This is a genomic window from Deltaproteobacteria bacterium (assembly GCA_003696105.1).
Taxonomy (GTDB): Bacteria; Myxococcota_A; Polyangia; order Haliangiales; family J016; genus J016.
Genome location: RFGE01000289.1, coordinates 44603 through 56539, shown reverse-complemented (window position 1 = coordinate 56539; position 11937 = coordinate 44603). Strand labels below are relative to the sequence as shown.

Below are 11937 nucleotides of genomic sequence, written 5' to 3'. Positions count from 1 at the left end.
GCCGGGGAACTCGGCGCGGCATTGCAATGTGTGTTCGTACCACGACGCGAACGTCACGCGCGCGATGGGCGCTCCGCGCGGGTCCACCAGGTCGTAGCGGGTCGTGTACACGTCGATGTCGTACTCGACGACGTGCGCGACGGCGCGGCCGCGGTGAAACAGCGTTCCGTCCGCGTACGCGTAGCCGGGGGTTTGGGGGGCGAACGCGCCGCGACGGCGCGACATCGGCGTGCACGCCATCGCGCACCACGCGACCGCCGCGGCGGCGAGCCAGGCCGCGCCGCGACGGTCGCGTCGCAGTGCCATCGGAGTCATCGCGCGCGGGCTTTGAGGCCGAACAGCTCCTGCTGGAGCCGTCCGAGCTGGGTCATCAGCGCCGCCATGTCCTGGTTGATCGAGTTGCTCTTGCGCGCGAACGTCTGCACGTCCGCCGTGCTCGGCGCGTCGCGAACCTGGTCGGCCCACGCCAGCAGTTCGTCCTTGCGTTCCGGCAGGGCGTTCGATGCGGCTTGCGCTTCGCGGTACTGCTTGTCGAGCAGGGCGAATTGCGGATCGTTTTTGGCCTTGGGCGGCAGGGATTGGAAGTAGCCCTCGACCTTGGCCATCGAGTTTTCGAGCTGCGACCACATCTGCTCGTAGTTGCGCTGGAACGAGTCGATGTTGGTTTCGAGTTGCGCCTTGTTGTTTTGCGCCTGCTGTTGCGACAGGTCCGGCGTGGCCGGCGGCTTCGGCGACAGCATCGAGCATGCGGACAGTGAAGCGACGAACAACACACAGTAGAGCTTGGTCATGGCAGGTTTCCTCCTGGGCCGGCGTGCGCCGGCGGTTGTCGGGGTGGACTTCACCCCGGGGTGGACGCGGGGCGGGCGGCCGCGCGGCGTGGGCCGCGCCGGCGCCGCACATCAGTCGGCGGGCAACGGGACCGCGTAGACCGGGCCGTCGACGCCGACGGAGCCGCTATCGCTCGTGAGCGCGGTGACGTAGACGGTGCCGTCGGCGGTCACCTGCGGATCGTCGTAGACGATGCGCGCGCCGCCGGGCAGCGTGCGCGGTTCGAGCATCAGCGGGGTCACCCGGTCCCGGTCGAGGTCGTAGGCGAACAGCCCCGACTGGCCGATGTAGACGACGGTGCCCTTGTGCAGGCGGGCCTGGCGGGCGAAGTGGTGCGCCGTCGCAAACGTGTCGTTGATGCGGAAGTCCGAGGCGGCGACGCGTTCGCTCAGGTCCGACGTGACGCCGTCCGCGATGCGGTAGACGCGAACGCCGTCGGCCTGCGCGTACACGACGTAGCGATCGTCGAACCCGATCCCGCCGGTGATCTGCTTGTCGTTGCCGAGCCAGGTCGCCGGTTCGCCGGCGAGGGTGCCGAGCCATACGCGGCCGCTTTCGATCGCGACGAGGCGGTCGCCGTCGGTCGCCAATGCATCGACGGAGCCGGTGATCCCGGCCCGTGCGAACGTCCACAGGGCGACCGGGTCGTCCGGCGGCGTCCACTGGACGAGCGAGTGTGCGCCGTCGACGTCCATCGCGAGGTAGACGTCGCCGGCGTGGACGGCGAACGCCCACCACCGTGCGGCCGGCGGCTTCGGGACGGTGAGCGTGCCGAGCGGCCGATCGGGCTCGCCGGCGGCGTAGGCGCGGTAGACGACCTCCTGCTCGCCGAGTTCGATGGTGACGACGACGTTGTCGCTGGCCTCGTAGGCGTAGTCGTCGTCGATCGAGATCGAAAATGCGTAGGTGACGTCGACGCCGTCTCGCTGCGAGTGCAACACGGGGTCGAAGGTGGGGAACTCGAGCCAGTACAGGCGGCTGCCGACCGCGCGCAGTTCGTCGGCGCGTTCGTCGAACGCGAGCGTGCGGTGCTGGTCGAGTTCGGCGACCAGGGCGTCGTAGTCGGCCAGATCGGCGTCGAGGCCGTCGCCGCCGCCGTCGCCGCCGCCGCCGGCGACGCACGCCGCCGCGAGCACGGACGCGACCGCGGCGGCCGCGCGAGCCAAGGTGGGGTAGGAGGGCAGGGTCTGTCGTCGCACATCCAGTCCGGACGGACGCCGGTTCGCCAGGTCGCGCGGTGAAACGATGTTTTTCTGCGCGCGTCGGGGTTTTCCGCGCGTCGGGGTCTTCCGCGCGTCCGGGGGGGGTCCGCGCTTCGGGGGTTTTCCGGGCGCGGCGGGTGGGCGGTTGCGGACGCGGTGGCCGACGTAGCCAGTTTGCGCGGCGAAGCGATCGGATTGGGCGTATGGCGCGGGCGGTCAACGCGCCGGACATCGGAGCGGCGCGGTGACGGGCCGCCCGGCGACGGTTTCGAGGCGCCGCTGCGTGGCGATCGCGTCCGCGCAGCGCCCGAGGCGCGCCTGGCACTGCGCGATGCCGATGCCGAGTCGGAGGACGTCGCCGATGTCGCCGTCGTCCGCGTCGTCCGGCGTGCGATCGGCCAGCGCGGCCCACACCGGCGCGGCGCCGGCGCAGCGCGCGTCGTCGTCCCCGTTGACCTGGACGTAGAGGCGGGCGATGCGCTCGGCGCGCGTGTCGGCGAGTTCGGCCGGGCAATAGGACGTGAGCAGGTTCCGGATCGTCGACGCCAGCTCCCGTTCGGTCTGCGTGGGCGCGAGCGCGGCGCGCAACGTGGCCACCCCCCGCTCGCACTGCCCCGCCAGCATCTCGCACGAGGCGCGTACGAGGGCCACGCCTGGCGGCAGTGGCGAGGCGAGATCGCCGGCGTCGAGGGCGGCGATGCAGCCGGGGCCGTCGCGGACCTCGAGCCGCTCGCGGGCGCGCTTGAGGAGGACGGCGACGGGGGCCGCGTTACTCGCATCGACGCCGGGCAGCGCGATCGCGGCAGCTCCGGCATCGGGGCCGGCGGCGGCTGGCAATGCGGGCGGGCCGGCAGGTCCGGCGTGCGCGGCGAAGTGCGCGGCGACGGCCAGTGCGGCGTCGGGGCCGGCGGCGGCGCGCGCGCCGGGCGCAGCGGCGGGCCGGCCCCGCGTGCCGGCGAGCGCGGCGGCGATCGCGACTGCGGACGCGACGGCGCCGATGGCGACGCGGCGGCGGGCGGTCTGGCGCCGTGTCGCGCCGGTCGCGATGCGCTCTAGCGCGTCGGCGAGGTCGGCGACCGAGGGGAACCGGCGGTCGGGATCGGGCTCGAGTCCTCGCGCGATGACGGCGCCGAGCCCGGCCAGGCCCGGCGGATCGGGGGCGCGGGCGCGACGGCCCGCGCGCACCTCGGCACCGTAGGCCGTCGCGGTGGCGCCCGCGAACGGGCGCGCGCCATAGACCGCCTCGAACAGAGACACGCATAGCGCGAACTGATCGGACCGCTCGTCGGGCGCGACGCCCGCGTACAGCTCGGGAGCCAGGTAGGCCGGCGTCCCCGCGAACGAGGCGGTGGCCTCCGCGCCGCCGGGCGCCGGCGCGCCGCGGGCGAGGCCGAAGTCGGCGAGCCGCACGCGCCCGTCGTCGCCGACGAGGATGTTGTCCGGTTTGACGTCGCGGTGGACGATGCCCGCCGAGTGCGCGGCCGCCAGCCCGCGTGCGGCCTGTACGAACACGTCGACGACCGCGCGCGGCGAGGGAGCGTTCGCGGCCAGCCACGCGCGCACGTCGCGCCCGCGCACGAGTTCGGTCGCGAGGAACACCGCGTCGTCGTGCACCCCGGCGTCGAACACGGCGAGCACGTTCGGATGCGCGAGGCGAGCGAGCGCGCGCGCCTCGCGCAGGATCCGCGCGCCGAGTTCCTCACGCGCTGCCGGCGCGGCGTCGGGGCGAACCAGCTTGACGGCCACCTCGCGGCCGAGGCGGCGGTCGAACGCCGCATAGACCGCGCCCATCGCGCCGGCTCCGATGCGTTGGCGCAGCTCGTAGCGGCCGGCGATCTCCGTCGTGGTCGCATCGGTTTCCAGTTCGGGGGACAGCGCCGCGAGCCACTGTTTGCACGCGGTGCATCGGTCGGCGTGTCGACGGATCGCCTCGCCGGTCGCCGCGTCGGTGCGGCCCTCGAGCCACCGCGTTACGGCGTTGTCGTCGGGACAGCGATCCGGACCGAGCATCCGATGGTCGAGCGTAGCCCATGCGTGCACATGCCGCATCCGCCGCGGGCCACCGGCCCGAGACCGCCCCCGATCCCGACCGACCGTCGTCCATTGCCGCGATCCGGCCGTCGATCTGGATCGACCGGAGTTCTGCGCGCCCCCGATCACGCCGATTCGGCCCCACCGTGGTCTTCCGCGCGCAATGCCCGAGGTTCCGTTCCGACGTTTCGATACAGGCCGACTGCAGTCGGCCCCGACCGTCGCGAGGGGGACCGCCGATCGTCACGGCGGACGATCGTTGTCCCGCGAGCCGCGAACGCTCCACGCAATTCGGCGCAGTTCGGATTGGTACGGGCCTTCTATCGTGAGTACGGGCCTTCATGGTCGCTGCGGGCCTTCATGGTCGGTACGGGCCTTCATGGTCGGTGCAGACCTTCTGACCGGCAGAACACCCGCTTGGGCCGCGGGCATGATCGCCAGAGATGACAGGCGGCGCGTGCCCGGGGAGGCGGCGGTGGGTACCGCGGACAGCCCCGGGAAGTCATCCGCGGCGCATCGGGCCGCGGTGCATCGGGCCGCGGCGCATCGGGCCGCGGCGTATCGGGCCGCGGCGCATCCGGGCCGCGGTGCATCCGGGGGCTTACCGCGTTGGCCGTACGCGCACGGCGGGGCGAGACGCCCCGCCGCGAGTAGTGCGAGCGATAGGGTTTGAACCTATGACCCCCGCCGTGTGAAGGCGGTGCTCTCCCGCTGAGCTACGCTCGCAAAAGCAGCTGCGGTTCTATCGAGTTCGCCAAGCGGTGTCAATGGCCGGGCGCGCCGGCTAGGAGGCTGTTGCGCATAGCCGCTGGCTGCGGTCGCGATCTGCGGGCGATCTTCGGCGTACGTCCTCGCGCCCTTCGGTTCCGTATGTGGATACGCGCCCTCGTGCGCTGCGGGCGTGCGCCGAACCTCGCCTCGCATCTCGCCACCTCGCTGGCGCGCCTATACGCGACAGCCTCCTAGTCGAGTGGCACGACGGCGATGGCGTCGATCTCGACCCGCGCGCCCCGCGGCAGTCGCGACACCTCGACGGTCGCGCGCGCGGGCGGGTCAGTGCCGAACCGCTCGCCGTAGACCGCGTTGACGGCAGCGAAATCATCCATATTCGCCAGGTAGATCGTCGTCTTGACGACCGAGTGCCAGCCCGCGCCCCCCGCGTCGAGTACGGCCTGCAGGTTGTCGAGCACGCGACGGGTCTGGGCCGCGACATCGTCGCCGCCGACGAGCTCTCCGGTAGCCGGGTCGAGGGCGATCTGCCCCGAGCAGAACAGCAAGTTGCCGGCGCGGATGGCCTGCGAGTACGGGCCGATCGCCGCGGGCGCGCGGTCAGTCGCGATCGCAATTCGAGGGCTCGCCATGGCTCCGTTGTATCACGTGCGGCGTAGCGTTCGCGTATAGTCGCGGGCATGTCAGGCGCGCGGGAGGTTGCGGCGGTCGTGGCGTTCGCCGCGGCATGCGGCGGGACGGCGGGGCGCTACGTCGTACCGCGGCACGCGATCGCGGCGGCGCGCGGCGCGCCGGACGTGACGTCCGTCGTGGACCTGGGCGACCTCGGCGCCATCCCGAGCGAGGGACCGTTGCCGCCGGCGGACGCGGACGGGCGGTTCGCGGTGGGCGAGCTGGTGCTCATCGCCGGGGACGACTTCGGGAAGTTGCCGACCGTGCGCATCGGAGGCCGGCCAGCAACGGTGGAGGCGCGCGTGGACGGTGGCGGAATCGTTGCGCGCATTCCGCCGGGCGTGCCGGCGGGACCGGTGCGCGTCGAGGTATCGCACGCGGGCGGCCGCGATGGGATGACGATCCGCGTCGACCGGTACGCGCTCGTGGCGCCTCCCGGCGGCGGTGAACTGCGCGTCCTGCGCGACGTCGGCGACGGCCAGCTCGCGCCGGTGGGATCCCTGGCGGTGCAGGGCGCGGTGGACGTCGCGTTTTCGCCCGACGGCCAGGCGGCGTACGCGCTGTCGACCTCGCCGCCGGCGCTCGCCGTCATCGCGCCGACGGCGGCCGGTGGCCCTCGCGTCGTGCGCCGGCTGTCGCTGCCGGCGACGCTGCGCTCGCCGCGGTGGCTCGCGGTGGCCGCCGACGCGCCGGTCGCGGCCGTCGTCGGCGCGAGCTTCGCCGCCGTCGTCGATCTGAGCGATCCGCGCACGCCGGCGCTGTACCGGCCGTTTTCACTGCGACCGCGCCCGCACGCTGTGGTGCCGCGCGCCGCCGCCATCGCGCCGGACGGCCGGACGCTGGTCACGTTGGTCGCGGAGACCAACCAACTTCGGGTCTACGATATCGCCGACCCGGCGTCGGCCACCGTGGCGCGCACGATCGACGTGCTGCCCGACGCCCGCGAACCGCTCGCTCGTGCGATGACGCTGTCGCCGGAGGGCGACCGGGCCTGGGTCGTCACGGGCGACAGCGAGCGGACGCTCGCGGCGGGCCGGCATCCGATCCAACTCGTCGCGCTGCCGCTCGGCCAGGGCGAGCAGCCGCCGCCACCGGCGCGCGTCGCCGCGGCAGGCGCACCGCTCGCGATCGCCGCCGCACGTCGGACAGCGCCCCCCGGCACCGCGATCCGCTCCGCTGCGCGCGCAGCCCTCGCGATCGTCGCCGTCGTCGATGCGGGCTGGCTACCGGCGGCGCGCCGGCCCTGGCGCGACGCGGGCGACGGCGGTCCGGCCGCGGTGTTGCGCGTCAACCTCGAGGGGGAGGCGCAGCCGTTGTGGGCATCGCCCGGGCCGGTCACCGCCGTGGCGCTGTCGCACGATGCGCGCTCGGTCGTCGCCGTGTACGCGCAGCGGGCGCCGGGCGGCGGCGCGTTGGGGGTCGCGGTCGTACCGATCGCCGGCGGCGACCCGCGCACCGTGGGTCTCGGCCCGCTTCCCACCGCGGTGCGCCCGCTGGACTCGGCGGCGCTCGCGCTGGCGCCCTGATCCATTCGCGCCTGCACCGCAGCCGCTCAACACAGGAGGACACCGTGCCCGAGATCGAATCCGTCCTACACGAAAACCGCGTGTTCGAGCCGCCGGCGGCGTTTCGCGCCCGCGCGCGTGTGGCCTCGATGGAGGCATACGAGCAGCTCTACGCCCGCTCCGTCGACGAGCCGGACGCCTTTTGGGCCGAGGTCGCCGGCCAATTGCACTGGTACGAACCGTGGACGCGCGTGCTCGAGTGGACACTGCCCGATGCCAAGTGGTTCGTCGGCGGCAAGACCAACATCGCGTACAACTGCCTCGACCGGCACGTCGCCGGTGCGCGGGCCGACCGGCCCGCGTTGGTGTGGGAAGGCGAGCCGGGAGATCGGCGCACGCTCACGTACCGAGAGTTGCACCGCCAGGTGTGCCGATTCGCCAACGCACTCGAGTCGCTTGGCATTCGCCCGGGCGACCGGGTGACGATCTACCTGCCGATGATTCCGGAAGCCGCGATCGCGATGCTCGCGTGCGCTCGAATCGGCGCGGTCCACTCGGTCGTCTTCGGCGGCTTCTCGGCCCAGGCGGTCGCCGAGCGCAACCGCGACGCCGGCGCCAAGCTGCTGATCACTGCCGACGGGGGCTGGCGGCGCGGCGCGGTCGTACCGCTGAAGGCCAATGCCGACGCGGCGTGCGCGGCATCTCCGACGATCGAGCGGGTCGTCGTCGTCAAACGGTGCGGCAACGCGATCGACTGGACCGACGGGCGCGACCTGTGGTGGGACGACGTCGTGGCCGCCGCGCCGGACGACCACACCGCGCGGCCGGTCGACAGCGAACACCCGCTGTTCCTGCTGTACACCAGCGGCACGACCGGCAAGCCGAAGGGCATCTTGCACACGACCGGCGGCTACATGGTCGGGACGTATCTGACGACCCAACTCGTGTTCGACCTGCGCGACGACGACGTGTACTGGTGTACGGCGGACGTCGGCTGGATCACGGGTCACTCGTACATCGTCTACGGTCCGCTCGCGAACGGGGCCACGTGCGTCATGTACGAGGGAGCGCCGAACCATCCCGCCCCGGACCGGTTCTGGCAGATCGTCGAGAACCACAAGGTGACCGTGCTGTACACCGCGCCCACCGCAATCCGCGCGTTCATGCGGTGGGGCGACGAGCATCCTCGCAAGCACGATCTGTCGAGCTTACGGCTGCTCGGCACGGTCGGCGAGCCGATCAACCCGGAGGCGTGGATCTGGTACCACCGCGTCATCGGTGGGGAGCGGTGTCCGATCGTGGATACGTGGTGGCAGACCGAAACCGGCGCGATCATGCTGTCCCCGCTGCCGGGTGCCACCCCGACGAAGCCCGGCTCGTGCGCCAGACCGATGCCCGGCGTGGTCGCGGATGTCGTGCACGACGACGGCACGCCGTGCGCGCCGAACGAGGGCGGCTACCTGGTCATCCGGCGGCCATGGCCGTCGATGTTGCGCGGCATCTGGGGCGACCGCGAGCGGTTCGTGTCGACCTATTTCAGCCAGATCGAGGGTTGCTACTTCGCGGGAGACGGCGCGCGGCGCGACGAGGACGGCTACTTCTGGGTCATGGGGCGCATCGACGACGTGCTCAACGTGTCAGGACACCGACTGAGCACGATGGAGATCGAGAGCGCACTCGTGTCGCACCCGGCGGTGACCGAGGCTGCGGTCGTGGGCCGGCCGGACCCGCTCACCGGTCAGGCGATCGTCGCGTACGTGACGCCGGCCGCCGGCGTATCCCCAGGCGACGCGCTCGCCGCCGAGTTGCGCGAGCACGTCGCCCGGGAGATCGGCGCGCTCGCCAAGCCCAAGGCGATCCGGTTCGCGGAGGCGCTGCCCAAGACGCGCTCCGGCAAGATCATGCGCCGTCTGTTGCGCGAGTTGGCCGCCGAGGGCGAGGCGCACGGCGATACGACGACGCTCGAGGATGCGTCGGTGTTGCGCGCGCTCGCGCAGACGCGCGGCGACGAGGACGCATGAGCGCGCACGTCCCAGCGGCCCGGGAACGCGCGGCCGGAGGATCGTCGTGATGCGGACGCAGCTGCCCGTCGGGGCGAGGGTGTGCGACTGCCGGCGCGAGGGCGACGGCATACGCTTCATCGCGGTCACGGGCGGACCCGGCGCCGGCAAGACTGCGGTGCTCGAACTCGCGCTCCGCGCGCTCTGTCACCACGTAGCGATCGTGCCCGAGGCCGCGAGCATCGTGTTCGGCGGCGGTTTTCCGCGTCGCAACACCGACGCGGGCGGCCGCGCGGCGCAACGCGCGATCTTCCACGTTCAGCGCGAACTCGAGGCGCTGGCCGCCGCGGAGCCTGCGCTCGCCGTCGCGCTGTGCGACCGCGGCACGGTCGATGGCGTCGCGTACTGGCCGGGGCCGCCCGACACGTTTTGGCCCGAGGTCGGCACGACGCGCGAGGCCGAACTCGCGCGGTATGCGGCCGTCGTTCACTTGCGGACGCCGGGCGCGGACGAGGGCTACAACCACCGGAATGCGCTGCGGACGGAGTCGGCCGAACAGGCGCGGGCGATCGACGAGCGAATCCTGGCGGCGTGGGAGGGGCACCCGAACCGCATCGTCATTCCCAGCAGCCGCGACTTCTTCGCGAAGGCGACGCGCGCGATCGACGCGCTCCGGGCGCAGCTGCCGGCCGGCTGCCGTGACGCCGTCGCCCGGTTGACCGCCGCCCCGGCGCAATCGTCGGCGGACTGACGCGCTCGATCCGCCAGCAGGCGGCCGTCACGTCCGTCACTGCGCGGCGCTCGGCTGCGGAACCGCACGGGGCGGGCCGGCGGATCGGGCCGCGTCCGCGGCCCGTCGGTCGACGGCGGCGGCGTCGTGCGGGCGTCCGTCCGGGGCGTACGCGCCGCCGTCGTCCGCGCGGTCGGCGCCGGCACCGTCGGCGCCTGCGCCCGGCGCGTTCGCTTCCCCGTCGGCCGCGCCGCCGTCCTCGTCCGCCGTCTCCGCCTCCGCGCCGCCGTTCTCGGCACGGTCGTCGTCCGCCGTCTCCGCCGCCGCGCCGCCGTCCTCGGCACGGTCGTCGTCCGCCGTCTCCGCCGCCGCCTCGCTGGCCGCCGGGGACGTCGTATTTGCGCCCGCGGCGTCGCCCGCCGCCACCGCGCCGCCGGCGCCAGGCGCGGGCTCGCCCGAGCCGCCGGCTTCCCTCGCTGCGCGCAGGAAGTCGAGAATGCGTTCGGCGGCCCGCCGGTGCTCGAACCGGACGACGTTGCGTCGCCGGTGTCGGTGCCCGTTGGTGACGAACGCAAAGGCCACCTCGCGGCCTCCGACCTCGACGAGCCCCGCGAGCGCGATCACACTCGTGAGGGTGCCGGTCTTGCCTCGCAGGATGCCCCGCAGCGGCGACCTGGCGTATCGGCGGCGGAGCGTGCCATCGACGCCGGCGATCGCGAGGGACCGTACGAACGCGCCGGCGCGGTCGTCCTTCGCACCGCGGCTTGCGGCGGGCCGGATGAGCCCGCCCGCGCGCAATCGGCCCGCGATCGGCGCGGGCTCGGGCGCCGGCGGTGCCAGCGCCGACCGCAGGCCGGCTGCCGTGCGCAGGATGCGCACGATGTGCCGCGTCGACATCCGCGTGTTGTAGGACAGGCCACTGCCTGTATCGACGACGACCTCGTCGGGCTCGACGCCGGCCCGGCGCAGCCACTCGCGCATGGCGTCGACGCCGCGGTCGAGCGACGGCGGGCCGCCAAACCGTGCCGCGCCGACGGTGGCGGTAATTCGATCGGCCAGGAAGTTGTTGCTCGGCTTGTTGACGCGCGCAATGAGTTCGCCGAGCGGTCGCGTCGCGCGCCGCGCCAGCTCGATCGGCAGCCGCCCGCGCGCCGCCAATTCGGCGACGTACGAGTCGAGATCGACCGTGCGTACACCGCCGCGCACGTCGATGCCCGCCTCGACGAGTGCGGCCCGCAGCACGTGCGCGGTGAACCACGCGCCGGCCGACACTCGGCGCCGCGCCGTGCGCGTGTGGCCGGGCCGCACGGCACCGGACACCCGCACCAGGAGCCGACGCGCGTCGCCGGCGGCCTCGACGACCTCTGCGCTCACCGACAGGGGCGGGCGGCGTCGGCGCCGGACGGTGGTCGCGGCATTGACGACCTCGACGATCGGCAGCGCCGGCTCGACATCGACGATGGGCGGCTCGCCGACGGCGCCGCCGCGCACGCGCACGGTGAGCGTCGGGTGGGCGAGGGCGTCGCGAATGGGCAGGTCGCTGACCGCGACGCCGCCGTCGATTCGGCGGATCCCGAGCGCGACGAGCTCCTCGGCGAACCGGTCGAGGTCGCGGCGGCCGAACGTCGGGTCGCCTGCGCCGTACAAGTAGACGTCGCCCGCGATCGTGCCCGCCGCGTCCGGCGCCGGGCCGACAAGTTGCGTGACGTATCGCCACCCAGGCCCGAGGACGTGCAGCGCGGTCGCGGTCGACAGCAGCTTGACGTTCGACGCCGGGTTCAGCGGGCGGTCCTCGTGGACGGCGAATAGCGGCTCGCCCGTGTGCGCGTCCACCACATACATCGCGGTCGTGCCGCGCCGAAGTGCGCGGCCCGCCCAGATCGCGCGCAGTTGTTCGGCCAGCGCCGTGGCCGGGTCCTGGTCGCCGGGCGCGGCCGCGGTGCGCCGCAGGTCGATGACGGGGCGCCGCGGCGGGGGAACCGTGGTGCGCGCGCGGCGATCGGCCGACGCGGGCGCACCGATTGCGACCGTAACCAGCGCGACTACAGCCGACAAGCGCCCCATTTTTTTAGAATACATCAACGCCACCGCGATCCGAAATCCGTGCGATACGGCGCGGCCGCGTTGCGGATGGCAACGGCCCGCGACCGCGGACGACCCGGTCCGGCGTTGCGTTTGACAACGCGGTGCGCCACGCGCGCGCCATCGTCGCCGCCGACGCGGCGCAATGTCGGCCG

General features: G+C 73.4%; 10 protein-coding genes and 1 tRNA gene. 3 read left to right on the top strand and 8 right to left on the bottom strand.

Annotation, left to right across the window (positions count from 1 at the left end):
- From D6689_18475 to D6689_18445, 7 genes are all read right to left on the bottom strand, one after another.
- A partial coding sequence (locus tag D6689_18475) for a hypothetical protein (protein ID RMH38911.1) occupies positions 1–306 on the bottom strand: 306 nt, incomplete at its 3' end.
- Between the two features lie 5 nt (positions 307–311).
- Positions 312–791, bottom strand: coding sequence for a hypothetical protein (locus D6689_18470; GenBank protein ID RMH38910.1), 480 nt, complete (start codon positions 789–791; stop codon positions 312–314).
- 111 nt (positions 792–902) lie between these two features.
- Positions 903–1997, bottom strand: coding sequence for a hypothetical protein (locus tag D6689_18465; GenBank protein ID RMH38909.1), 1095 nt, complete (start codon positions 1995–1997; stop codon positions 903–905).
- A 252-nt stretch (positions 1998–2249) separates the two neighbouring features.
- Entirely contained in the window at positions 2250–4082 is a 1833-nt protein-coding gene (locus D6689_18460) for a serine/threonine protein kinase (protein ID RMH38908.1), read from the bottom strand.
- Positions 4083–4441: 359 nt separating this feature from the next.
- On the bottom strand, positions 4442–4657 hold the full coding sequence (locus tag D6689_18455) for a hypothetical protein (GenBank protein ID RMH38907.1): 216 nt from the start codon (positions 4655–4657) through the stop codon (positions 4442–4444).
- Between the two features lie 58 nt (positions 4658–4715).
- A tRNA-Val gene (locus D6689_18450) sits at positions 4716–4790 on the bottom strand.
- Between the two features lie 236 nt (positions 4791–5026).
- The gene (locus tag D6689_18445) at positions 5027–5425 is read right to left on the bottom strand and encodes a RidA family protein (GenBank protein RMH38906.1); all 399 of its coding nucleotides are present in this window, start codon (positions 5423–5425) and stop codon (positions 5027–5029) included.
- A 48-nt stretch (positions 5426–5473) separates the two neighbouring features.
- Between D6689_18445 and D6689_18440 the strand changes: the two genes are divergently transcribed.
- The 3 genes from D6689_18440 to D6689_18430 are packed head-to-tail and all read left to right on the top strand — an operon-like array spanning position 5474 to position 9721.
- Positions 5474–6991 (top strand): hypothetical protein, encoded by a 1518-nt coding sequence (locus D6689_18440; GenBank protein RMH38905.1) that lies wholly within the window; start codon positions 5474–5476, stop codon positions 6989–6991.
- A 44-nt stretch (positions 6992–7035) separates the two neighbouring features.
- Positions 7036–8991: an acetate--CoA ligase gene (gene acs, locus D6689_18435; GenBank protein RMH38904.1), complete on the top strand. Its 1956-nt coding sequence runs from the start codon at positions 7036–7038 to the stop codon at positions 8989–8991.
- A gap of 49 nt (positions 8992–9040) precedes the next feature.
- The gene (locus tag D6689_18430) at positions 9041–9721 is read left to right on the top strand and encodes a hypothetical protein (protein RMH38903.1); all 681 of its coding nucleotides are present in this window, start codon (positions 9041–9043) and stop codon (positions 9719–9721) included.
- Positions 9722–9757: 36 nt separating this feature from the next.
- Here the strand turns inward: D6689_18430 and D6689_18425 are convergent, their stop codons facing one another.
- On the bottom strand, positions 9758–11788 hold the full coding sequence (locus D6689_18425) for a hypothetical protein (GenBank protein RMH38902.1): 2031 nt from the start codon (positions 11786–11788) through the stop codon (positions 9758–9760).
- Positions 11789–11937: the final 149 nt, after the last annotated feature.